General features: G+C 69.5%; 20 protein-coding genes. 11 read left to right on the top strand and 9 right to left on the bottom strand.

The genetic code is table 11. The features are described from left to right. Positions 1-191: 191 nt before the first annotated feature. The 4 genes from EFY87_RS17465 to EFY87_RS17480 form a co-directional block, all read right to left on the bottom strand. Positions 192-1,274 (bottom strand): ATP-grasp domain-containing protein, encoded by a 1,083-nt coding sequence (locus tag EFY87_RS17465; RefSeq protein ID WP_181445510.1) that lies wholly within the window; start codon positions 1,272-1,274, stop codon positions 192-194. An 80-nt stretch (positions 1,275-1,354) separates the two neighbouring features. After that, positions 1,355-2,155, bottom strand: a complete 801-nt coding sequence (locus EFY87_RS17470) for a nucleotidyltransferase domain-containing protein (RefSeq protein ID WP_123272781.1) — start codon at positions 2,153-2,155, stop codon at positions 1,355-1,357. 13 nt (positions 2,156-2,168) lie between these two features. Next, positions 2,169-3,203 (bottom strand): cation diffusion facilitator family transporter, encoded by a 1,035-nt coding sequence (locus EFY87_RS17475; RefSeq protein ID WP_123272782.1) that lies wholly within the window; start codon positions 3,201-3,203, stop codon positions 2,169-2,171. Then, a complete protein-coding gene (locus EFY87_RS17480) occupies positions 3,200-3,556 on the bottom strand; it encodes an ArsR/SmtB family transcription factor (RefSeq protein ID WP_123272783.1) in 357 nt (118 codons plus the stop codon). Before EFY87_RS17480 ends, EFY87_RS17475 begins: the two co-directional genes overlap by 4 nt. A 115-nt stretch (positions 3,557-3,671) precedes the next feature. Between EFY87_RS17480 and EFY87_RS17485 the strand changes: the two genes are divergently transcribed. Beyond that, positions 3,672-4,148 (top strand): NUDIX domain-containing protein, encoded by a 477-nt coding sequence (locus tag EFY87_RS17485; protein ID WP_158607695.1) that lies wholly within the window; start codon positions 3,672-3,674, stop codon positions 4,146-4,148. 165 nt (positions 4,149-4,313) lie between these two features. Here the strand turns inward: EFY87_RS17485 and EFY87_RS17490 are convergent, their stop codons facing one another. The 3 genes from EFY87_RS17490 to EFY87_RS17500 form a co-directional block, all read right to left on the bottom strand. Then, positions 4,314-5,201 (bottom strand): aminoglycoside phosphotransferase family protein, encoded by an 888-nt coding sequence (locus EFY87_RS17490; protein WP_123272785.1) that lies wholly within the window; start codon positions 5,199-5,201, stop codon positions 4,314-4,316. Position 5,202: 1 nt separating this feature from the next. Then, positions 5,203-7,656 carry a DNA gyrase/topoisomerase IV subunit A gene (locus tag EFY87_RS17495; RefSeq protein WP_123272786.1) on the bottom strand — a complete coding sequence of 818 codons (2,454 nt, stop codon included), beginning with the start codon at positions 7,654-7,656 and terminating at the stop codon, positions 5,203-5,205. Positions 7,657-7,740: 84 nt separating this feature from the next. Further along, positions 7,741-8,559 (bottom strand): LLM class F420-dependent oxidoreductase, encoded by an 819-nt coding sequence (locus EFY87_RS17500; protein WP_123272787.1) that lies wholly within the window; start codon positions 8,557-8,559, stop codon positions 7,741-7,743. A 49-nt stretch (positions 8,560-8,608) separates the two neighbouring features. On the opposite strand from EFY87_RS17500, the gene EFY87_RS17505 reads away from it, so the two are divergent. After that, positions 8,609-9,661 carry an alpha-hydroxy acid oxidase gene (locus EFY87_RS17505; RefSeq protein WP_245988732.1) on the top strand — a complete coding sequence of 351 codons (1,053 nt, stop codon included), beginning with the start codon at positions 8,609-8,611 and terminating at the stop codon, positions 9,659-9,661. Here EFY87_RS17505 and EFY87_RS17510 read toward each other — a convergent pair. Beyond that, the gene (locus EFY87_RS17510) at positions 9,641-10,267 is read right to left on the bottom strand and encodes a nitroreductase family protein (protein ID WP_123272788.1); all 627 of its coding nucleotides are present in this window, start codon (positions 10,265-10,267) and stop codon (positions 9,641-9,643) included. The genes EFY87_RS17505 and EFY87_RS17510 overlap by 21 nt on opposite strands. A 182-nt stretch (positions 10,268-10,449) precedes the next feature. Here EFY87_RS17510 and EFY87_RS17515 point away from each other — a divergent pair, with 182 nt between their 5' ends. The 7 genes from EFY87_RS17515 to EFY87_RS17545 are packed head-to-tail and all read left to right on the top strand — an operon-like array spanning position 10,450 to position 19,380. Next, on the top strand, positions 10,450-10,956 hold the full coding sequence (locus tag EFY87_RS17515; protein ID WP_158607696.1) for an RNA polymerase sigma factor: 507 nt from the start codon (positions 10,450-10,452) through the stop codon (positions 10,954-10,956). Beyond that, positions 10,953-12,398 carry a beta propeller repeat protein gene (locus tag EFY87_RS17520; RefSeq protein WP_123272790.1) on the top strand — a complete coding sequence of 482 codons (1,446 nt, stop codon included), beginning with the start codon at positions 10,953-10,955 and terminating at the stop codon, positions 12,396-12,398. The genes EFY87_RS17515 and EFY87_RS17520 overlap by 4 nt, the downstream gene beginning before the upstream one ends. 24 nt (positions 12,399-12,422) lie before the next feature. Next, on the top strand, positions 12,423-15,104 hold the full coding sequence (locus EFY87_RS17525; RefSeq protein WP_123272791.1) for a bifunctional acetate--CoA ligase family protein/GNAT family N-acetyltransferase: 2,682 nt from the start codon (positions 12,423-12,425) through the stop codon (positions 15,102-15,104). Between the two features lie 13 nt (positions 15,105-15,117). Then, positions 15,118-15,726 (top strand): DUF5998 family protein, encoded by a 609-nt coding sequence (locus EFY87_RS17530; RefSeq protein ID WP_123272842.1) that lies wholly within the window; start codon positions 15,118-15,120, stop codon positions 15,724-15,726. Beyond that, entirely contained in the window at positions 15,723-16,874 is a 1,152-nt protein-coding gene (locus tag EFY87_RS17535) for an alkaline phosphatase family protein (protein ID WP_245988733.1), read from the top strand. Before EFY87_RS17530 ends, EFY87_RS17535 begins: the two co-directional genes overlap by 4 nt. 45 nt (positions 16,875-16,919) lie before the next feature. Continuing rightward, positions 16,920-17,645 carry a thymidine kinase gene (locus EFY87_RS17540; protein WP_123272792.1) on the top strand — a complete coding sequence of 242 codons (726 nt, stop codon included), beginning with the start codon at positions 16,920-16,922 and terminating at the stop codon, positions 17,643-17,645. A 7-nt stretch (positions 17,646-17,652) separates the two neighbouring features. Next, positions 17,653-19,380: an MFS transporter gene (locus EFY87_RS17545; protein WP_220093692.1), complete on the top strand. Its 1,728-nt coding sequence runs from the start codon at positions 17,653-17,655 to the stop codon at positions 19,378-19,380. Between the two features lie 12 nt (positions 19,381-19,392). Here EFY87_RS17545 and sepH read toward each other — a convergent pair whose 3' ends face one another. Then, positions 19,393-20,631, bottom strand: coding sequence for a septation protein SepH (gene sepH, locus EFY87_RS17550; protein ID WP_123272793.1), 1,239 nt, complete (start codon positions 20,629-20,631; stop codon positions 19,393-19,395). 141 nt (positions 20,632-20,772) lie between these two features. Between sepH and hemH the strand changes: the two genes are divergently transcribed. Beyond that, positions 20,773-21,924: a ferrochelatase gene (hemH, locus tag EFY87_RS17555; protein ID WP_123272794.1), complete on the top strand. Its 1,152-nt coding sequence runs from the start codon at positions 20,773-20,775 to the stop codon at positions 21,922-21,924. A gap of 4 nt (positions 21,925-21,928) precedes the next feature. Then, the gene (locus EFY87_RS17560; protein WP_123272795.1) at positions 21,929-22,744 is read left to right on the top strand and encodes an inositol monophosphatase family protein; all 816 of its coding nucleotides are present in this window, start codon (positions 21,929-21,931) and stop codon (positions 22,742-22,744) included. Positions 22,745-22,850 lie beyond the last annotated feature (106 nt).

The following is a 22,850-nucleotide window of genomic DNA, read 5'->3' on the forward strand; positions in this document are numbered from 1 at the left end:
GCCGGGACACCCGCCACCCACCCGGTCCCCCATCCGCCGCACCCTGATGAACATCGAATGGCAACACGCACTCCGCTGCGACTGAGCCACGGATGCGTGGACAGCGGAAACTCCGACGGCGCGATATTCGCTGCCGTGATTTCAACAGCCACGTGGCTTCTCCTCCTGTTGCCGAGTGGTGCTGTGAAGTATCAGAACCAACAGTGGCCCGCGCACTTGGCCAGGTCCTCGCTCAGCGCGCGGTGGTCGTCATTCACGAGCAGGCCGATCGCCGACACGTATCTGCCGAAGTGACCGGGCTTCGCCGGGAGGCGATGCAATGTCAGTGCTGAACTCAACGTCGGCGGTGGCTGGAGATTCTGCCGCGGGCGGCCGAGCAGCGAGATCCATGCCGCGTGCCTCCCTGTCGTGTGGAACGCCGGAGCCGGAAGACCGGCCTGGATCTGCAGATGCGCGGATTCGAGGTTATGGCCGCTCACGACCCGTGCCATTTCGGACACCATCGCCCCCGGAGCCCGAGCGCACACCTCCATGACGACCAGCCGCTCGCCGGTCTCGAAGAATTCCAGATGCGTAGCGAACCGCCCGTCGGTTCCCAGAGCCCGAGCGACCCGGGCGCCCAATGCGATCGCGTCGTCGTGGAGATCCTGTCCCGGCGGGACGTCGACGGCACCGAAGATCCGCGTGTCCGGAGTGGGCAGCAGGCCCCCGACATACCGGCCGACCAGCACCGGACAGTAGTGCCCGTGCGTGACGAGCCCGTCGACAAAACACATCTGGCCGGAGACGAATTCCTCCACTTCCCAATCCGTTTCACCGCTATGCCTGCTCAGCCAGGACAGCCACTCGTCCGAGGAACGAAGCACTCGGACACCTCGGGAGTTCGCGCCGACCCGCGGCTTCACGACGCATGGGAAGCCGAGGTCGTCCGGCAAGGCCAGCTCTACTGACAGCGTCGGCAGCAAGTGCCAGGTGGGCACCGCGATCTCGGCATCCTGCAGCGCCTGCTTCATCGCCACCTTGTCGAGATATCGGTCCAGGAGAGCGGGTGTCACGCGATCGAGGCCGAGGGCGTCGCGGATTTCGGCCAGATCCGCGAGCGAGTACTCGTCGTTCGTAACGACCTGGACATCTCCATCTGTCGCCCAAGACCTGATCCGGGTGGCCCATTGATCGGCCGGCAGCTGCATCACGTCGGCGGGTGCAGGTATGTCGGCTCGCGAGACGGCGGACGGCGCATCGGTGGTCAGCACCACGACGCGTCCCTCGGTCACACCGCGCAGATCCGTGGTCAACGGCTGAACCCGGTGCAGCACAACCACACTCGGGCGCCCGGCGCGCGGCCCTATGTCGGTCACTCGTCGCTCGGGATCGCGGCGGCAGGATCGGCGAGCCGGGCGTGGGCGAGCGCTGCGAGCGGACTGCTGGGCCGGTCGTTGCCGGTGCGCTCGGCCCAGCGGTCCAGTGCCCAGTCGTAGACGAGAGCCGTCTCGCGCAGCGATCGACTCAGTTCCGCAACCTCTGCCGACTGAGGCAGCGCGTCGTGCACGCGCTCCATATCGGCTGCGGACAATTGGGTTTCGGCGGAGTGCCATTCGCCGCCGAGCATCGGCACTACCCGGCCCATCAGGGTGTCGACCACACCTGCGCGCACCGCGAATCGCTCACCGTGCCGCAAGCGTGCTTGCAACCCGAGCAGCCACGGCCAGGTGAAGCTGTCCAGCGCGGCGGCGTCGAACTCCGGCGGGGACCAGCTCGCGACGGCCTGGGTCAGCTGCTCCTCGACGTTCGCCCGATCGAGCAACACGACGAAGCCCCGGGCGATGCCGCCGAACACGCCCACAGACTCCTCGGCGATCGTCAGGTCCAGCTCGTGCAGCTCGTCGTCCCAGACCTGGTAACGGAAGTCACCTTGCCAACTCGGTTCCTGGACGTATGCCGGAGCCGTGCCCATGACGGCCGCAGCGATCGCAGCACGCGCATCCCACAACTCCGCCCGACGGCCAGGCTCGGCCACCAGGATCAGGTCCAGGTCCGAGAAGTCGTTGTCCACTCCCTGCGCCACCGAACCGAACACGACGACAGCGCGAACGGACGGTTGATCCGCCGCCCACGCGGTTGCCCGATCGGCGAATTCCCTTGCTGTGGTCGTCATACAAGCCTCCTGATCAACCATTGTGCGCGCCGACCGGACTCACATGGACGACCGCCGTTGTCAGCCGGGGTATCCGATCGCACAAGTCATGCTCGACGCGGAGCGCGATGTCGTGCCCGGCGGGGCCGGGTAGGTCGTCGGCGACTGCCACGTCGGTCTCTGCGTGCAAGGTGTGCCCGATCCACCGCACTCGCACCGCGCGCACGTCACTCACCCCCGGGGTCGTCGCGATGACGGTCCGAACCCGGCCGACCAGCTCCGGGTCCACCGCGTCCATCAGCCGGGCGCCGACCTGTGTGACCGCGGACCGCAGGACCCCGAGGATGGCGACGGCGATCAGCAACCCGATGACCGGGTCGGCCCATGGCAGACCGATCGCGACGCCGGCGGCGCCCAGCACCACTGCCAGTGAGGTGAACCCGTCGGTGCGGGCGTGCAGGCCGTCCGCGACCAAGGCCGCAGACCCGATCTGGCGCCCGACCCGGATGCGATACCGGGCGACCGCCTCGTTGCCGGCGAAGCCGATCGCGCCTGCCACTGCCACTGCCCACAGGTGCGACACGTCCCGAGGATGCACAAGCCGGTCGATCGCTTCCCATCCGGCGAGCGCACTGGACAAGGCGATCATCGCGATCACGAACAACCCGGCCAGGTCTTCCGCGCGGCCATATCCGTAGGTGTACCTATCGTTCGCCGGCCGCTTGGCCAGCCAGAACGCGATCAGTAAGGGGATGGCGGTGGCTGCATCCGCGACGTTGTGCATCGTGTCACCCAGCAATGCCACCGAGCCGGTGAACGCCACCACGACTCCTTGGAGCACTGCGGTGACTGCCAGGGCCCCCAGACCGATCCACAACGCGCGCCGGCCACGCGCATCGGCTTCCAGTGCTTCGTCGATCTGGTCGGCAGCGTCGTGCGAATGTCCGCCGGTGAGTTCGGAGAGGGTATGACGCATCCGCGCCCACCGTCCCGACTGGTGCTCATGCGCGTGGCCGTGCTCATGCGCGTGCGGGTGGCTGTGACCGTGATCGTGCGGGTGGCCGGTCATGACACCACGTCCTGCATGCGGTGATGCGCGGGAACGTCATCCAGCAGGTGCTCCACGTGCCCGATCGTGTCAATCACCAGCTGCCGCACGTGGCCGTTCTCCACCCGATAGAGCACGGATGTGCCCTGTTTGCGGGTCGTCACCAGCCGCGCCATCCGCATCTTCGCCAGATGCTGGGAGACGGCCGGACCGGGCTTGCCGAGCGTCTCCGCCAACTCGGACACCGATCGCTCTTCATCGAGCAGCAACCCGGCCAGTTGCAAGCGCGTCGGGTCGGCAAGGACCCGGAGGACTTCGACCGCCAGCGTCACGACGTCCTCACCCCAGACCGGAGGATGCGTATCTGCATGCATACGCAGATAATTGCTCTCAGGGTATGGCCCGTCAAGTCCGGTGCGGAGGTCCGTCCAGAGGCAAGCCAGCATCCGGGTCGTGGGGCCGAGCGGCCTCGGCAGTTAGATTGACGCTGTGCCTGTCTCTCCTCACATTGCGCGTCTGCGGGCGAAAGTCGGTCACGACCTGCTCGTGCTGCCATCGGTTGCCGTGCTGCCGGTTGACGAAGCCGGCCGTGTGCTTCTCGTGCGGCAAACGGATTTCGGCACGTTCGGCACGGTGGGCGGAGCAATTGACGAGGACGAGTCACCAGCTGATGCCGCGTGCCGCGAAGCGAGGGAAGAGACCGGTCTCGACGTAGAACTGACCGGACTGGTCGGTGCCATCGGTGGCCCGGAGTTCAGGATGACCTACCCGAACGGCGACCAGGTCGCATACGTCAGCATCGTCTACATGGCCCGCATCATCGGGGACGCGATGATCACCCCGGACGGCGACGAGGTCGACGCCGCCCAGTGGTTCGCCCGCGAAGAGTTGTGTGCTCCCGCAGTAAGTGCGTTCGCCCTCAGCACTTTTCGCGCGATCGGCTGGATCGATGAGCGGGTCGTCTAGCGTTCGTATGACGATCAGCGGACGACCAGCGAATCGCTGCGCCACAGCAACGATCCCGGCGGTGGCACCAGTCCCACGTTACGGGCAACCTGCCTAGCCTCGCTCAGGTGCAACCCGACGACGTTCGGCACTTCGACGACGTCCGCGCACCGCCACTGCTCTTGGCTACCCGAGGCCGAGATCCGAGGCAATGCGACGCTGGAACACTGCGAACCAGTCACCGCCAGCGCGGTATTCGTGCGCCAACGCCTGAGCGTTCCACAGCACCCGGTAGATCGGCAGCAGCCGACTCACCTCCGGGTCATCGGCGCCCGGGTATGCCTCGGCGATGATCCGCAACACTGCCGGACCCGCCATCGATGCCCGGGCGAGGTCCCAAGCAGGGTCACCCGCGCTGGCGTCTCCCCAGTCGATGATGCCGGTGAGCTTTCCGTCGACTGGCAGGAGGTGGTCAGGCTTCAGATCGGCGTGCAACAACACGCCGGAGTCACCCATCAGCGGTGAGCCATGGATGCCTTCCGCCTCTCGCCGAATCGCAGTCTCCTGTTCCGCGCTCAACAGGCCGACCCGGACCAGGTCCTCGGCATCGCGCAGCAGCGAACCGACGAATTCCGGCCACGTGCCGAACTGGCCCCTGACAGAGTCAGGTTCGAGCGGATTGCCGACGAGCTCGATGTGTCCGTGCCCTGGCACCTCGATGGAATGCACCCGCTTCAGGGCCGCGCCGACGGCCCGGACCACCCCGTCGGTCAGGTCTCGGTCGGACGGCAACAAGTCCAGCACCAGATAGGGGACCGGCGTCACCGCCGAATCCTCCTCGTAGGCGACGACTTTGGGCACCGGCACGCCCGCAGCAGTCGCTTGTGCAAGTGCCCATGCCTCCGCGGCGAGTTCGGTGCGCGGTCCCACCTTCACGAATACGCATCGGTCGTCGTCCAACCCGACGCGGAAGTCCTCGTTGGCGACTGATCCGGGGACTGGCTCGGCGCTGACCACGGCGGCTCCCAACGTCGCAGCAACGTGGGCCGCAACCCGCTCGAAACCGGTAGCCACGTCAGCTCACGAACGCCCCGCCGACGGCCGCGATCTGCCCGGCGGGCGGCATACCGCTACCGTCCCGTTTGCCCTCGGGGCTAGGCAACTCGACGGCAGCACCCGTCGGGCTCGCAGCGCGCGCGGGGGCGGCGCCGGCCCAGGCGATGACGAGTTCATCCTCGCCGCGCAGGAAGCGGTGGCAGCGCACCCCGCCGGTCGCGCGGCCCTTGCTGGGGAACTCGTCATACGACGCAACCTTCACCGACTCCGGTCCCGTGCCGGGCAGTGCGCCGGACCCCCCGGCGCCCGTCACGACGACGGCCGGGGCGGTCGTCGCGACCGTGCCGAACCAGATGACTTGCGCGTCCTTGCCGAGCTTGACGCCCGCCATACCACCACCGGTGCGGCCCTGCGGGCGTACCAGATCAGCCGCGTAACGCAGCAGCTGCGCGTCCGAAGTGATGAAGACCAAATCCTCTGTGCCGGTGAGGATTTCGGCCGCACCGACGACCTTGTCACCGCCCTTCAGCGTGATCACGTCGAACGAGTCCTTGCCCGGATAGTCCGGGTTGACCCGCTTGACGACGCCCTGCTGCGTGCCGAGCGCCAGGCCCTTCGAATCGGGCGACAACGAGGTCAGCGCAAGTGGCGTCTCACCCTTGGCCAAGTCGATGTATGCCGCCAGCGGCGCCCCTCCGGCGAGCACTGGCGCGTCGTTGGTCGGTGGCAGCGTCGGCAGGTCGAGCGCGCTCAGCCGGACCAACCGGCCAGCGGACGTCACCACGCCGAATTCGCCACGGGCAGTGCTGCGGACGCGAGAGACCACGACGTCGTGCTTGCGGCGCGGGCCCTCACTCGCAACGGGCGAGTCGTCGGTCGTGCGGGCCAGCAGCCCGGTCGAGGAGAGCAGCACCCAGCACGGGTCGTCCGACACCTCCAGCGGAGTCGCCGCGGTGGCTGTTGCCTGGACGCCGGACCCTTCCAGCAGCACAGTCCGTCGCGGCGTGCCGTGCGTCTTCACTACGTCGGCAAGTTCACCGGAAACCGTTCTACGCAAAAGCTTCTCGTCGTCCAAGATCGCCTGCAATGCCGCAATCTGCTCGCGCAGTTCGGTCTGCTCCTTCTCCAGCTCGATGCGGCTGAACTTCGTCAGCCGTCGCAACCGGAGCTCCAGGATGTAGTCGGCCTGCACCTGGTCGAGGTCGAAGACCTGCATCAGCCGGCCGCGTGCCGTCTCCGCGTCGTCCGAGGTGCGGATGACCTGGATGACCTCGTCGATGTCCAGGATCGCGACGAGCAGACCGTCCACCAGATGCAACCGGTCGGTCGCCTTGCGCAACCGGAACGCCGTGCGCCGCCGGACGACGTCGATGCGGAAGTCGACATACACCGACAACAGTTCCTTGAGGCCCAGCGTGCGCGGCTGGCCCTCGACGAGTGCGACGTTGTTGATGCCGAAGGATTCCTCCATCGGGGTGTGCTTGTAGAGCGACTCGAGCACGGCGTCCGGGTTGAAGCCGTTCTTGACGTCGATGACGAGGCGCATGCCGTTCATGTCGGACAAGTCGTTGACGTCGGCGATGCCCTGCAGCTTCTTGGCCTGCACCAGGTCCTTCATCCGGTCGATGACCTTCTCAGCGCCCACCATGTAGGGCAACTCGGTCACGACGATGGATTTCCTGCGGGGAGTGAGGTTTTCGATCGTCGCAGTCGCGCGGGTCCGGAACGAGCCGCGCCCGGTCAGGTAGGCGTCACGGATGCCCTCCAGCCCGACGATGCGCCCGCCGCATGGCAGGTCCGGCCCGGGGACGAACTTCATCAGATCGTCCAGCGAGCAGTCCGGGTGGTCGATCAGATGCCGTGCCGCCGCAACGACCTCGCCCAGGTTGTGCGGTGCCATATTGGTCGCCATACCGACCGCGATGCCGCTGGCGCCGTTGACCAGCAGGTTCGGGAAGGCAGCCGGCAGCACGTCCGGCTGCTGCTCGCTCTCGTCGTAGTTGGGGACGAAATCGACGGTGTCCTCGGAAAGGGACCTGGTCAGCTCGAGGGCGGCGCCCGCCAGCCGGACCTCGGTGTATCGCGACGCGGCCGGCCCGTTGTCCAGCGAGCCGAAATTGCCGTGCCCATCGACGAGCGGCAGCCGCATGGTGAAGTCCTGCGCCAGCCGCACGATCGCGTCGTAGATCGCGGTGTCCCCGTGCGGGTGGTACTTGCCCATGACTTCGCCGACGACACGGGAGGACTTCACGTGGTTGCGGTCGGGGTAGAGCCGCATCTCCTCCATTGCGTAGAGGATGCGTCGCTGCACCGGCTTCAGGCCGTCCCGGGCGTCGGGAATCGCGCGGGAGTAGATGACCGAATAGGCGTACTCGAGGTATGCCGACTGCATCTCGTCGTCGACGTCGATGTCGACGATGTTCTGCTGTGCGTCGTCGACGTATTCGGTCACGTCGCGTTTCTTGCGCGCCATTACTGCCCTTCGGTCGTGCGGGGTTCGCGCCGATCATCTTCTCTCACCGGCGCCCCCGTCGCGTGACCGACACTCGGGAGGTGGTCAGCCTGCGGCGTTCTCGTTCAGCCGGTCGCGCCAGGCGAGCCAGGTGCGCAGCACGCTCAGGTCGTAGTCGGGGCCGCTCGCGCCGAGGGTGAACAGGCGCGCACCGAGGTCGAGCAGCGGCTGGCCCTCCACCTCGGGATCGCCCGCGATCCCGCCGTCACGACCACGCCCGCCGACGCCGACGGACACCTCGATCTCGTCGAAATCACGGCCTACGGCCGTGCAGTGCCCGCGCAGCACCTGCAGCTTGTGCGCCAGCGTCTCGACATCGGCGAAGCTGTGCCAGATGTTCGCATGCTCGGCGACCAGCCGCAGCGTCTTCTTCTCTCCGCCACCGCCGATCAGCACCGGCATCGGACCGGCCGGCGCGGGGTTGAGCATCCGCAGCCGCGACTCGATCCGGGGAATCGCACGCGCCAGCTCGTTGAGGCGGCCACCGGCCGTGCCGAACTCGAATCCATAGCTGTCGTAGTCCTTTTCGAACCATCCGGACCCGATGCCGAGGATGACGCGGCCGCCAGAGACGTGGTCGACGGTGCGCGCCATGTCGGCGAGCAACTCCGGATTGCGATAGCTGTTGCAGGTGACGAGAGCACCGAGCTGGACGCGAGAGGTCTGCTCCGCCCACGCCGCGAGCGTGGTCCAGCACTCGAAGTGCTTGCCGTCAGGGTCACCGTTCAGCGGGAAGAAGTGGTCCCAGTTGAAGATGACATCGACGCCGAGCTCCTCCGCGCGGCCGACGGCGTCCCGCATCTGCTCGTATGACGCGTGCTGTGGCTGGAGCTGGACGGCGATGCGCACCGGGCGAGAAGTCATCACCCCACACTAGAGTCGGGCCGAAACCGATCGAGCGGAAGGTCATCCGGTGCACGACCAGCTCCAGCGACTGCACGACGAAGCAGAGCAGCGCGTCGACCCCGACATGTGGCACTACCTGACCCGCGGTGCCGGGGACGACCGGACGGTCCACGAGGCGCAGGATGCCTGGAACCGCTACCGGCTGCGTCCGCGAGTGCTGCGTGATGTCACGTCGGTGTCGACCGGCATGCAGCTCTTCGGTGCCTGGCAGACGCCGATTGGCATAGCCCCCACCGCTTTTCACGCCGTGCTGCACCCCGACGGCGAGGTCGCGACCGCGACCGGGGCGGTCGCTGCCGGGGCTCCGATGGTGCTGTCCAGTCGCTCGACCCGGCGCATCGAGGATGTCGCCGCGGCGATCAGCGGGCCGTGGTGGTTCCAGGTCTACCTGATGCGTGAGCGTTCGATCACCGCAGCGCTGATCGAGCGAGCGGCCGCAGCCGGCGCGACCGCGATGGTGCTGACTGCTGACACGCCATACGTCGGGCATCGAGCGCGCACGGCGGCGCTCAGCCGTCCGCTGCCGCTCAGCGACGAGCAGGCGCTCACGAACGTGCAGCAGCATCTCCCGGAGGGCGCGGGCGACTACTGGGACCTCATCGACCAGCGCGCCGACCTCAGCCTCGGCGACATCGGCTGGGTCGCCGACATCGCAGAGCTGCCGGTCGTCGTCAAGGGTGTGCTGCGCGGCGACGAGGCGGCGGCGTGCGTCGACGCCGGAGCGGACGCCGTCTGGGTCAGCAACCACGGCGGCCGCCAGCTCGACCGGGCCATCTCCACCGCCGCTGCGCTGCCGGAAGTCGTTGCGGCAGTTGCGGGCTCGGTGCCGGTGATCGTTGACGGGGGAGTACGCGACGGGTTTGACGCACTCGTTGCGCTGGCTCTGGGGGCGAGCGCGGTGATGCTCGGCCGGCCGGTCATGTGGGCGCTCGCCGCGGAGGGCGCAGCCGGAGTGACCGGGCTGCTCGACGAGCTCACCGCCGAGCTGCGCCACGCAATGGGGCTGGCCGGTGCCGCACGGCTCGCCGACCTCGACCGGTCACTCGTGACCGGTCACTGAGGCGTGCTGCCCGAAGCGGCCGAAGTGCGTCACCTCGGCGAGACTGCGCCGGCGCACCGAGCGCGTACTGCCGGAGGGTTTGGGGTCCGCGGCATACCCGAGGGAGATGACGCCGACCAGGCCGCGGTCGGCAGGTATGCCGAACGTCTCGCGCACCGCGTCCAGCCGCTCCACCTGGACTCCGAAGAAGAGCGCGCCCAGACCCTCGTCGACGGCGCCGAGCAGCATCAGCATGGCCGCCATACCGGTGTCCACGTCCCAGTAGGGCACCGGCCAGTGCGTCTCCGACTCGTCCTGCCACGGCTTGTCGTCGCGCGCGTAGCGACGCAGGTAGGTGCTCTTGTCGGAGCAGCAGATGATCAGCACCGGTGCGGTGCTGACCCCCGCCAGCCAGCTGTCGGGGAGCCCGTCGTCGGTGGTCACGTCCCAGAAGGTGGTGCACTCGTCACCGCGCAGCACCACGAAGTCCCAGCCCTGGCTGAACCCGGCGCTCGGCGCTCGCACGGCGAGCTCGAGCAGGCGCTGCACGGTCTCCTGGCCGACCTCCCGTGACGGATCGAACCGTCGCACCATCCGCCGCTGCCGTACCGCGTCACGCAACTCCATGATGGGCAAGAGTACGCACGATCCCGGGTTAGGCTTTGCGGGCCGACGCGGCGGAACCGGTCGGCGAACAGGTGGCAACCAACCGCGCGAGCCCTTCCGGCGTCCGTCACGGTATGACGGCGACCATCACCACCGGGCAGCGCATCACGGCTGCCCGCTCTGCACGGGAAAGGTGGCCTTGGGTGGCTTCGGGGGAAGCAGCCGTGGAAAGTGCGGTCCGAGAGGTGTATGACGCACACTTCGGGCGGCTCGTCGGCTGGACGACGACGCTGATCGGCGACCGTGACCTAGCGCACGACGTCGCCACGGAGGCGTTCGTGAAGCTGTTGTCGCACTGGCACTCGGTGCAGGATCCGCGCGCCTGGCTCTACACCGCTGCCGCCAACCAGGTCCGGGACCACTGGCGCAAGCGGGGTCGTGAGGCGTCGGCATACGAGAAGTTCATGGCCGGCAACGCTCGGGTCATGGAGGTCGCCGATCCCGGGCTCGACCCGGCCACCAGGCTGACCGTGCGCGACGCGGTCGAATCGCTGCCCGAGCGCTTCCGGCTCGTGGTGCTGTTGCACTATTTCGGGGACCTGTCGGTCGCGCAGGTGGCGCTGCAGACCGGCAAGAGCGAGGGCACCGTCAAGCGTGACCTCTACGACGCCCGCAAACTTCTGGCCGAGCGATTGGAGGCGACCCGATGACGACCGACCGCGACGAACCCCACGCGCAGAACGACGCTGTCGCGGACTTCTTCGCAGCCGCCCGGGCCGAGGTCCGTGACGGGCAGGCGACCGATCTCGACTGGCAGCGGATCGTCCGGCAGTCCCGGCAGGCCTCGCGCCGGCGGGGGCGGCTCGCTCTGCTCGGCAGTGCCGCGGTGGCGATCATCGCCGTTGTAGCCGCGCTGGTCTGGCAGCAGCACGGGCTGTCCGGGGGTGTGCAGCAGGGCCAGGCGATCGCCCCCAGCAACTCGGCCACCTATCGCAGCGGCTCGACGGGCAGCCCCTCGTCGGTGTCCCCCTCGCAGGCCGTGACCTCCGTGCCGGACAGTTTCCAGACCTGGTCGGTGAGCAACGCCGGTGCCAGCACGATCTTCGCGCTCGGCTCGCAGACCTGCGGTGGCGACGTCTGCCCGGTGCTGATCCGGTCCAACAACAACGGCAACAAGTGGAACGCGGTGCACACGTTCACCGGCACCGACGTGTCGGCCGCGACCGGCAAGGCCGTGGCACTCATCCAGCCGGAACGAGCCATCACCCAGACCCGCTTCGTGAACCCGCAGGTCGGTTTCGTCTTCGGCGGCGACCTGTGGGGGACCACCGACAGCGGCGCGTCCTTCACCAAGCTGAGTCACCCCGGTGAGCGCGTGCTCGACCTGGAGATCAACGACAACTCGGCGGTGCTGCTGAGCGCGGACAACTGTGCGCAAGGCGAGTGCAAGGGCCCGCTCTACGTCACCCGTTTCGATCCGCGCGGTGGCACGATCGCCCGGCCGCAGGGCTCGACGGTGACGCTGAGCACCCCGATCAGCAGCGGTCGCGTGCTCGTCCAGGCCGGCCGTGACTTCGTCCAGCTCGCCAGCACGTCGAACGCACCGCTGCCGCCCATGCGGCTCGACGGCACAACCCTGGTCACGCTGAAGGGCCCGTCGGCCTGCAACGGCACGCCGCTGCAGGCGATGACCGCGGCGACCGATGTCAAACCCGACGTCTTGCAGCTCTTCGCGCTGTGCAACCCGGTGCCGAAGCCCGGCAACAAGCTGTCCTACACGCTGGTGCGCAGCAATGACGCCGGCACCAGCTGGACCAGCGTCTCCGTCTGGGCCCTGACCCTGCCACGCCTGGGCCAGACGTGGCTCGCGGTGGCCGACGAGAAGCACCTTGCCGCGTCTGCGGGAGGCCCGCGCCAGACCAACGGGGTGGCCACCACCGGCGGCGCCGGCAGCCTGATGTATTCCACGAACGGTGGCGGGTGGTTCGGTCCGGCGACACCGCCGCCCGGCGCGTCGCTGCCGTCGACCGGCTTCGACTGGACCGCCAGCCCCGGTGGGCCGTTCTTTTACGCCATACCCCGTGACACGGCCGGCTTCTGGGAGACCACGGACTTCGGCGCCAACTGGAAGCTGGTCGATCCGCGGCCCTGAGCGCCGACCTGGCATGCTGCAGTCATGACCGAGGACACCCTCCCGGAGGGCTATCCGCACGAGTGGGAGGCCGATGTCGTGTTGCGCGACGGATCGGTCGCCCAGGTCCGGCCGATCCGGCCGGACGACGTCACGTTGTTGCAGGACTTCCACGAGCAGCAGTCCGAGGAGTCCATCTACCTGCGCTTCTTCGCGCCGCTGCGCCACCTTCCGGACCGTGAGGCGCAGCGGTTCGCCAACGTCGACTACCACCAGCGGGTCGCCCTGATCGTCGAATCGAACGGCCGGATGATCGGTGTCGGGCGCTACGACCGGCTGACCGGGCCGGACGACCCGCGGGCCGAAGTCGCGTTCAACATCGCCGACGACTTCCAGGGCCGCGGCGTCGGCTCGGTGCTGCTGGAACACCTGGCTGCCATCGGCGCCGAGGCGGGGGTGCGGGAGTTCATCGCCGACGTCCTGCCGCAGAACCACAAGATGATGTCGGTCTTCACCGAGGCCGGGTATGCCGTCAACCGGCGCTTCGACGACGGGGTGATCGCCCTCTCCTTCGGCATCGAGCCGACCGAGCAGTCGGAGGCGGTGCGCGCCGCACGCGAGCAACGCGCCGAGGCACGCAGCATGCGCTTCCTGCTCGCGCCCTCGTCCATCGCCGTCGTTGGCGTCGGCTCACGGCCGACCGGGATCGGCCGTGGCGTGTTCGAGCACCTGCAGGCCGGGGGCTTCACCGGTGACCTGTATGCCGTGGGCCGCAACCAGCACAACGAAATCCCAGACGTGGCAATCTATTCCACCGTCCGTGAGCTGCCGGGGCCGGTCGAGCTCGCGGTCATCGCCGTCCCTGCGGACGAGGTGTTGCGCGTCGTCGAGGACTGCGCGGCGCACGCCGTGAAGGCACTGGTCGTGATGTCGGCCGGCTTCGCGGAGGCGGGTCCGGAGGGCGAAGCGCGCCAGGCCGAGCTGGTCCGGTTGGCGCGGCGCCACGGCATGCGCGTCGCGGGGCCCAACTCGTTCGGTGTGGTCAACACCCGCGACGACGTGCGGATGAACGCGTCGCTCGCTCCGGAGCTGCCGCGCAGCGGGCGCTTCGGACTCTTCTCCCAGAGCGGAGCGCTCGGCATCGCCGTGCTCGACTTCGCCGACCGGCGGGGGCTCGGCCTGGCCGACTTCATCTCCACCGGCAACCGCGCGGATGTCTCCGGCAACGACGTGATGCAAGGCTGGATCGACGACGACAGCACCGCCGCCGTCGGGCTCTACCTGGAGTCGATGGGCAACCCGCGCAAGTTCTCCCGCATCGCGCGACACCTGTCCGCGCAGAAGCCCGTCATCGTGGTCAAGTCCGGCGTCTCGTCATTCGGCGTGCCACCGGGTCACCGGGTGCGGCAGACCAACACCTCGCCGGAGGCGTTCCGGTCGATGCTGCGCCAGGCGGGCGTCATACGCGTCGAAAACCTGCACCAGCTCTTCGACGTCGCCCAGCTCGTGGTCAATCAGCCGATCCCGCGCGGGCCGCGCGTCGCGATCGTCGGAAACTCCGCTGCGCTGGGCGCGCTCGCGGCCGACAACGCAGTCAGCTGGGGGCTGCAGATCACCCACGGCCCGGTGAACCTGCCGGCCGACTGCACACCGGAGCAGCTCGCGGACGCCGTGGGTGCGGCACTCGCCGACGACAGCGTGGACAGTGTCGTGACGGCCTTCATGCAGCCGATGATCATGCAGGGCATCCTGCTGGCGCGATCGCTGGCGGAGGTGGCCGCTCAGCACGAAAAGCCTTGCCTGACAACATTCCTCGGTATCAGCGGGGTCAATGAGGTGCTCTCGTCCATCGACCCGCGGACCGGTGTCGACCGGTTCGTCCCGTCATACGCCGTTCCGGAGGACTCGGTGCGGGCGCTCGCCGCCGCCACCAGGTATGGCGAATGGCGCGCCTCCGATCGCGGCGAGCCGGTGCTGCCCACCGGCATCGACCAGGCCGCGGCCGAGCAGCTCGTCGAGGAGGTGCTCGCCTCCGCCCCGGACGGCCGGGCGCTGACGGCGGACGAGGTGCAGCGACTGCTGGCGGCATACGGCATCGAGGTCTGGCCGCACACCCCCGTGCACTCGGCGGCGGACGCGGCCGAGGTTGCCGAACGGATCGGCTACCCGGTCGTGGTCAAGTCGATCTCGCCGCTGGTGCGCACCCAGCCGGTGACCGCGGTGCGACCGGATCTCAGGAATGCGGGTGCGGTCCGGGAGGCGTACACCGCGCTCGACGAACGGCTCGCCCCGTTGCACGCCAATCAGCTGGTCGTGCAACGTATGGCGACGCCCGGCACACCCTGCGTCGTGGTGAGCGGCGAGGACCCGCTGTTCGGCCCGGTGGTCCGGTTCAGCCTCGCCGGAGCGCCCACCGAGGTGATGGGCGACCTCGGCTACCGCATTCCGCCGCTCACCGAAACCGATGTGCGCGACCTGATCGACTCGGTGCGCGCAGCGCCCCTGCTGCACGGCCGGGCTGGCGGCTTGCCCATCGACCTGGCGGCCCTGGAGAACCTCATCGCGCGGGTCTCGGTGCTCGCCGAAGACCTGCCCGACGTCGCGTCTCTCGAACTCAACCCGGTCAACACCCACCCCGGCGGGCTGGAGGTCCTCGGGGCGTCCGCGACCGTCGCCCCGCCGCAGCTGCGCACCGACTCCGGCAGGCGATCCTTGCCGAGCGCCTGAGAGGATGGCCTTCATGTCTTCGACCAGCAAGCAGATCACCGCGTCGGCCCTGCCGGCGGGGCTCCTCGCCGACATCGAGCAGGCCGGATACTTTCCATTGCTCGTCGCCGACGTGGTGGCCGCTGCCGTGGGCACCGAGAGCATCGAGTCCCACCTGGTGCACTCGGAGACCACGATCGACAGCGAGACGGTGCGCCGGCACGTGACCGTGTTCGTGCTGACCGGCAGCCGGCTGATCCTCGCGCACGCGGATGACCATGCCCCCGAACCGGACTCACCGGTGCAACACCTGGGCACCGTGGCGACCGCGACGAGCGAGACCGTGCCGTTGTCCTGCGTCCGCGGCGTGATGCTGGGGCGGGTGATCTCCGATCCGGTGAAGTATGTCGAGGGCTCGTTCGGCCGGGAGGTCACCCTGACGATCTCGTGGGGCGCCGTCTCGCGCATCGACCTGCTGCCGGCCAACTGTGCTGACCCGACGTGCGACGCCGATCACGGCTACGAAGGCACCATCACCGGTGACGACGTGACGGTGCGGGTCAGCGCCGACGCGGACGGCGACGCCAATCTCTTGCAGGCACAAGCATTTTCGACCGCGCTCTCCGCGGCAATCGGCCGGTGACCGAGCTGCTGCCGCCGTCATACGACGCCGGAGGGCTGGCCGGGGTGCTGCCCCGGGTCGTGGCGTCACTCGGCGGACCTATGTTGTCTCCGGCCGCCGAACAGGCCCCACTCCCACCGGCGGCCCGAGCGGTCGTCGTGCTCGCCGACGGGCTGGGCCACGGGCTGTTGCGGACCCGGTCTGGTCACGCGCCCTTCCTGCGCGGTGCCGTTGCAGCTCAGGACCCGGACCTTCCCGCGGTGCTCACCGCCGGGTTCCCGTCGACGACCGCAACCAGCATGGGCACCTTCGGCACCGGGCTCCCGCCAGGCACTCACGGCCTGGCCGGCTACCAGGTGCGGGTGCCCGGCACTGACCGGCTGTTCAACGAGCTGGACTGGATCGACGGCCCGGATCCTGTGCAGTGGCAACCGCATCCGACCGTTTTCGAGCGCGCCGCAGCGACCGGGATCGCGGTCACCATGGTCGGCCCCGGCAAGTTCGGCGGCTCCGGGCTGACGACGGCGGCGCTGCGCGGAGCACATTTCGTCGCTGCCCGTGACCTCCCGTCCGGCGTCGACGCGGCAGCTGCTGCCGCCCGCGCGACGCGGCGATCGCTGGTCTACCTCTACTGGGGGGACGTCGACCGGGCCGGTCACCAGCACGGCTGCGAGTCGTGGCAGTGGGGGGAGGCCGTCGAACATCTCGACGGCGAACTGCGCAGGCTGCGTGCCCTGCTGCCTCCCGACACCTCGCTGACGGTCACCGCCGACCATGGCATGGTCGATGTCGCCGACTCGGCCAAGGTCGACGTCGCAGCAGACCGCGAGCTGTCGGTCGGTGTCGAGCTGGTGGGTGGCGAGCCCCGGGGACCGCAGCTCTACTGCCGGCCCGGCGCCGTGGCCGATGTGCTGGCCACCTGGTCGGAACGGCTGGGCGACGATGCGTGGGTGATGACCCGCGAAGATGCTGCTGCCACAGGGCTTTTCGGCCAGCTTGCACCGGGTGTGCTGAAACGCTTCGGAGACGTCGTGGTGGCGGTGCGTGCACCGATCGGGTTCGTCGACACCCGGGTCATGAACTCCCGCATCGTTGCGCTGATCGGGCAGCACGGTTCGCTCACCGATGTGGAACAGCAGATCCCCTTCATTCATCTGCCGGCACAGTGACGTGCCGGCCGGCACGGCGCCGCATCCCGACTAGGGTTGTTCCTTGTGGCTGAACTCGTCTTCTTCTCCGGCACGATGGACTGTGGCAAGTCCACGCTCGCGCTGCAGATGGATCACAACCACCGCGCCCGCGGCCGGCAGGGGCTGGTCTTCACGAAGCTGGACCGGGCCGGTTCGGCGGTCCTGTCCTCGCGGCTCGGGCTCGCCCAGGAAGCCATCGAGGTGGACGACGAACTCGACTTCTGGGAGGTGGTCGTCGAGCAGGCCACCGGCGGCCGGGTGATCGACTACCTCATCTGTGACGAGGCGCAGTTCTACACGCCGGCACAGGTCGAGCAGCTCGCCCGTCTCGTCGATGAGATGTCCGTCGATGTATTCACCTTCGGCATCACGGCCGACTTCCGCGCCCAGCTGTTCCCTGGCTCTCGCCGGCTGATCGAGCTGGCGGATCGCACCCAGGTGCCGCAGGTCGAGGCGCTGTGCTGGTGCGGCAAGCGGGCGACTCACAACGCCCGCGTCGTCGACGGCAGCATGGTCGTGGAGGGCGAGCAGGTCGTCGTCGGTGACACGGCGAGTAGTGGCCCGTCCGTCGTCGAATACGAAGTGCTCTGCCGGCGTCACTACATGCGCCGGATGACCTCCCACGCGGCACGCGCCCAGGCGCCGTCGCCGCAGGTGCTGCCGTTCGATCTCGACCTCTGCCCGCTGCCCGGAACCGGCGCGCAGGCACTCGTGCCCGCGGCCGGAGATCCGGCCGACGAGTTGGCATGATGGTGCCATGACAGGGGACGGGCTTTCCGGGCGGAAGCGTCGTCGCGCCGAACGCGACCAGGCCTTCACCGAGCCGGTGCGGCAACCACCGCGGACCCGGCCGCTGCCGGACGGCCACATCGCCCGGCCCGCACCGAGACCCGGCCTGCCACCCACGCCCGCAGCCACTCCGCCAGGTGAACCCGACGCCGCCGACGCTGCTCGATCGGGGCGTGACACCGCGCGTGCCGCCGGGCGCGGAGTGGTCCGCGGAGCCGGCGCGATGGCGCGCCTGACGGCGACCGCAAGCAAGAAGACCGTGTATGTCGCGCGCCGGGCCAGCGAGGCCCAGGGCGCGGGGGAGAGCGGGCTGGCCCGGCTGATCCAGGTCCACGCATTCAGTTCCGCGGGCGATGCCGCCGTCACCATCGGACTGGCCGGAACGGTGTTCTTCTCCGTCTCCTCGGCGCAGGCCAAGGGGCAGGTGCTGCTCTTCCTGTGCCTGACAATGCTGCCCTTCGCGGTCGTTGCGCCTCTGATCGGGCCGCTGCTGGACCGCTTCAGCCACGGTCGCCGCTGGGCCATCGGGTTCACGCTCGCCATCCGGGCGTTCCTGTGCTGGGTGCTGGCGCAGGCGGTCGACGACGGCTCCGTCTGGCTCTTTCCGGTCGCCCTGTGTGTGCTGGTCGCCTCCAAGGCCTATCTGGTCACCCGGTCCGCGGCTGCGCCCCGCCTGCTGCCGGCGCAGCTGACCCTCGTCAAGGCCAACGGGCGGCTGTCGCTGGCCGGCGTGGTCGGCGCCGGCGTCGCCGGCTCACTCGCGGGCGGGGCGGCCAAGCTCGGCGGCGGGGCGTGGGCGTTGCGGGTCGCCGCGCTGCTCTTCGCCATCGGCACGGTGCTGGCAATCCTGCTACCGCCGCGGGTCGACTCCGCCCTGGGTGAGAAGCCCGCGCCGAGCGGGCTCGCCTCGGGTCGCGCAGCGAGCCGCGGCATCGGCCCCGAAGTGGTGACCGCGCTGCGCGCCAACACCGGGCTGCGGTGGCTGTCCGGCTTCCTGACGATCTTCCTCGCGTTCCTCGTGCGCACCCACCCGTTCCCCGGCTGGCAGGGCAAGGAGACGCTGTTGCTGGCGCTGGTGCTCGGCGCCGCGGGTGCCGGCAACTCGGTCGGCACCGTCGCCGGTGCCGCGCTGAAGATCGCCTCGCCGAAGACGATCGTGCTCGGCACGCTGATCGCCGACGCCGTGATGGTCGTCATCGCCGCGGCCCATTTCACCGTGATCACCGCGGTGGCTATCGGGTTCGTCGCGGGCACCGGCCAGCAGCTCGGCAAGCTCGCCCTCGACTCACAGATCCAGGACACCGTGCCGGAACACATGCGCACCAGCATGTTCGGCCGCTCGGAGACCCTGCTGCAGCTCGCGTGGGTGATCGGCGGCATCCTCGCGGTGGCGATCCCCACGAACGCAACCCTCGGCATGATCCTCGCCGCCGTGGTGCTGGTCGCCTGGGCGAGCGTGGTGCTGATCTGGACCAGCGGACATTCGCTGCCCGTGCCGCACCGTTCACGGCCGGACGTTCCGCCCGAACCCCAGCCCGGCGGTCCCTCGGAGGCGTCCCGGCCGGCGACCCCGCAACCGCAGCCGCCCGCTCACCGCAGCGGCTATGACGACGCGCAGACCATCAGCGTGCGGCGCAGCGACATACCCCGCCAGCAGCCCCCACGCCGCGAGAACCGCCCGGGTGGCTGGCGGTAGAGCCGCCCCGGATCAGTTGTTACCGGGCCGCCGGCCGAACATGATGTCGTCCCAGCTCGGCACGCTCGGCCGGCCCTTGCGCGCCGTCGCCGGGCGGTCCGGCACCGCCGGCTCCGGCTCGGTGTCGGGCTCGGCCGCTGCTTCGGGGTCGGGCTCCGGCGCGGCCGCTGCTGCGGGCTCCGGCTCCAGATCGGCGAAGAGGTCCGCGGTGCCGGTCACCGGGTCGTGACCCAGCTCGTCGACCGACGGCTTCGCGGGCTGGGCGGCCGGTGCCTGTTCGGCAAGTTCTTCCGGTCGCGGGTGCGAACCGAGCGGGGGTGCGGCGCCACTGGTGTCCAGGTGCTCCTGCGGGGCGGCGTCGGCGGGGAAGACCGGCTCTGCCTTCGCGCGCCCCTTGCGGCCACGGCTCTTGGAGCGCTCCCGCATCGCGGCGACCAGGTCGACCGGGCGCTGCGCAGGATCGGTCGGCGGCAGCGCCGAACCGGCCGGATGCGTCGGTATGGCGGTGGCCGACGTTCGGCCGCCGCGCACCCGGCGCACCGGCGTCGTGGGTTTGGCGTCGAGCCCGCCCTCGGCCTCGACGTCATAGACCGACACGTCGCGCGCGCTCCGGCGGTCCGACAGCGCGCCGGGTGAGTTCTCGTCCTCGCCGAGCCACCGCGCCTCGTCGTCCACGGCGTCGAGGATCCGCCCGCGCACGTCGAAGTGCCAGGCGGCCTGCCGCTGCCGGCCCCCGGCGGGGAAGCCGCAGATCACCGTCCACGTGCCGTCGTGGCCGCGCCAGGCATCCCAGACGATGTCATCGGCGGCGACCCCGCGACCGTCCAGGCGGCGCTCCACCCGCTGCCCGAAGGTCGAGTCGGCGCGGCCGGACCCCCCGACGGCGAGCTGCCGGGCCAGGTCGGCAATGTGGTCGCGCTCGGCGCGGATCGGCCCTTCGTAGCGCAGCACCTTCTCGGTGGTCCAGTCGGCTCGCTCGGCGACGTCGTCGACCGAGACCCCGGCGCGCAGCAGTGCCTGCACATCGCGCGGGCGCAGTTCGTCGGGCACCGGGATCGAACCCACGTCGGTCGACGGGCGCTGCCGTGCCGGGCGCAGCGCAGCGCGCAACGAGTCATCGATGGGCAGCCGGAGATCTGCGGTCTCGGTGTCGCCCTCGGCAAGTAGCAGGTGACCGCCGTCGTCGTCGACGCCGATGAGTCGCAACTCCCGCATGTGCGTGTCTCCCAGATAGCCCGTGATGCGCTGCATTCAGCCGCAGCCAACCATGCCACGGCACGCTACGCGGACCGTGCAGGGCGCGCCGGACGGGCCCTGGCGGGAGTCGTACGCTGGCCGAGGCCGACCCACCGGGCGGCACCATCACGACCCTCGCGAGGAGATCCCGCAGCAATGTCGTCGCCGATCGCCGAATCCCCTGACGCACAGCCGAAGCCGCTCCAGGAGCAACTGCTCCTGGAGCCGTATGACGCAGTGGTCGTCCTGTCCTTCGGCGGACCCGAGGGTCCCGAGGAGGTGATGCCGTTCCTGCGCCGGGTGACCGGTGGACGCGGCATACCCGACTCGCGCCTCGAAGAGGTCGCCGAGCACTACTACGCCCGCGGCGGCCGCAGCCCGATCAACGGCCAGACGCGCGCGCTGCAGGAGGCGGTTCGCGGCGAGTTGCGGCGGCGCGGCTACTCCACCCCGGTGCTGGTCGCCAACCGCAACAGCGAGCCGTTTCTGGCCGATGTGCTGCGTGGCACGCACGACGCCGGAGCCGAGCGGGTGCTGGTCGTCACGACGAGTGCCTATGCGTCGTACAGCTCGTGCCGGCAGTACCGCGAGGACATCGCCGGCGCGCTCGCCGAGCTCGCCGACGAGGGACGCACGCTGGTGGTGGACAAGATCCGCCAGTACGCCACGCACCCCAGCTTCGCCCGGGTGAACATCCGGCTGGTGACCGAGGCGGTGCGCGCGTGCGGACAGCCGGAAGACGACAAGCTGCGGCTCGTCTTCGTCACCCACTCCATCCCGAACGCGATGGATGACACTTCGGGCCCCGGTGACGGCGAGGGAAACCTCTACGACCACCAGCACGACGAGATTGCCCACGTGATCCTGGACGAGGCGGGCATCACTCTCGACCGCAACCTGTCTGGGGCCCTGGTCTACTGCTCGCGATCAGGCCGGCCCGAGCAGCCCTGGCTGGAGCCGGACGTGAATGACCACCTGCGCCGGCTGGCCGAGGACGGCATCACCGATGTGGTGGTAGCGCCGATCGGCTTCGTCTCCGACCACATGGAGGTCGTGCACGACCTGGACACCGAAGCGGCCGAGACCGCCGCCGAGGTGGGGCTGCGGATGACCCGGGTGCCGACCGTCGGCACCGATGCGGAGTTCGTGATGGGGCTGGTCGACCTGGTCGAGGAGCGGGCCGCCCAGGCCCGTGGTGAGCGGGTCGACCCGATCGCCTGGCCGGGTGCGGCGATGCCGCCCGTCTGTGCGGCCGGGTGCTGCCCCAACTTGCGCACCGCCAAGCCCGCAGCGTGCGGAAAGGACTGACGCGATGACCATTGCCGAGCTTGAGCAGCTGGAGCAACTCGCCTGCGAGGTGGCTCGCGCCGCCGGTGAGCTGATCGTGGGCGAGCGTCCCGAGCGGCTCGGGGTCGCGGCGACCAAGTCCACCGCGACGGACGTGGTGACCGTCATGGACCGCCGCAGCGAAGAGTTGCTGCGTACCCGCCTGGAGGAGGCACGCCCCGCTGACGGCGTCCTGGGCGAGGAGGGTTCGGCGACGTCGTCGCGCAGCGGCATCACCTGGGTGGTTGACCCGATCGACGGCACCGTCAACTACCTCTACGAGCTGCCGGGGTATGCCGTGTCGGTCGCCGCGTGCACCGGCGACGTGCACACACCGGGTCAGTGGGAGGCGATCGCGGGCGCGGTGCTCAACCCGTCGACCGGCGAGCTCTTCCACGCGCGCACGGGCGGCGGCGCGTTCCTGGAGTATGCCGGCCGGACCACCCGCCTGCACGTGACCAAGCAGGCCGACCTGGCGTTCAGCCTGATCGGGACCGGCTTCGGTTACGACCCCGGGAAGCGGCGCAGGCAGGCGGCGATCGTCCTGGATCTGATCCCGCAGATCCGGGACATCCGCCGCGCCGGCAGCGCGGCCGTTGACCTGTGCTCGGTGGCGGCTGGCCGGCTGGACGGTTACTACGAGTCCGGCCTCAACCCCTGGGATCTGGCTGCGGGCTGGGTGATCGTGACCGAGGCGAGCGGGGTGGTGCGCGGTGTCGCGGGTGGGCCGCCCAGCTCCGACCTGGTCGTCGCCGGCTGCCCCGAGCAGGTCGCGGCGCTCAGCCCGCTGGTCGATCGCTGAGCGCTCCGGGCGCCGCAGAACCGACCCCGCCCTGCGGACATTCGGGCCGATAGGGCAAAATCCCCGCGGTCCGGGCACAAAATGTGGGCGTCCAGCGTTATTGCGC

The organism is Flexivirga caeni, assembly GCF_003724155.1.
Classification (GTDB): Bacteria; Actinomycetota; Actinomycetes; order Actinomycetales; family Dermatophilaceae; genus Flexivirga; species Flexivirga caeni.

Excerpts from the sequence above, each read along its gene's own strand:
- hemH (WP_123272794.1), top strand. The coding sequence starts at position 20,773 with ATGTCGTCGCCGATCGCCGAATCCCCTGACGCACAGCCGAAGCCGCTC.
- sepH (WP_123272793.1), bottom strand. The coding sequence starts at position 20,631 with ATGCAGCGCATCACGGGCTATCTGGGAGACACGCACATGCGGGAGTTG.
- EFY87_RS17520 (WP_123272790.1), top strand. The coding sequence starts at position 10,953 with ATGACGACCGACCGCGACGAACCCCACGCGCAGAACGACGCTGTCGCG.
- EFY87_RS17495 (WP_123272786.1), bottom strand. The coding sequence starts at position 7,656 with ATGGCGCGCAAGAAACGCGACGTGACCGAATACGTCGACGACGCACAG.
- EFY87_RS17470 (WP_123272781.1), bottom strand. The coding sequence starts at position 2,155 with ATGACGACCACAGCAAGGGAATTCGCCGATCGGGCAACCGCGTGGGCG.
- EFY87_RS17530 (WP_123272842.1), top strand. The coding sequence starts at position 15,118 with ATGTCTTCGACCAGCAAGCAGATCACCGCGTCGGCCCTGCCGGCGGGG.
- EFY87_RS17560 (WP_123272795.1), top strand. The coding sequence starts at position 21,929 with ATGACCATTGCCGAGCTTGAGCAGCTGGAGCAACTCGCCTGCGAGGTG.
- EFY87_RS17525 (WP_123272791.1), top strand. The coding sequence starts at position 12,423 with ATGACCGAGGACACCCTCCCGGAGGGCTATCCGCACGAGTGGGAGGCC.
- EFY87_RS17500 (WP_123272787.1), bottom strand. The coding sequence starts at position 8,559 with ATGACTTCTCGCCCGGTGCGCATCGCCGTCCAGCTCCAGCCACAGCAC.
- EFY87_RS17480 (WP_123272783.1), bottom strand. The coding sequence starts at position 3,556 with ATGCATGCAGATACGCATCCTCCGGTCTGGGGTGAGGACGTCGTGACG.
- EFY87_RS17475 (WP_123272782.1), bottom strand. The coding sequence starts at position 3,203 with ATGACCGGCCACCCGCACGATCACGGTCACAGCCACCCGCACGCGCAT.
- EFY87_RS17510 (WP_123272788.1), bottom strand. The coding sequence starts at position 10,267 with ATGGAGTTGCGTGACGCGGTACGGCAGCGGCGGATGGTGCGACGGTTC.
- EFY87_RS17545 (WP_220093692.1), top strand. The coding sequence starts at position 17,653 with ATGACAGGGGACGGGCTTTCCGGGCGGAAGCGTCGTCGCGCCGAACGC.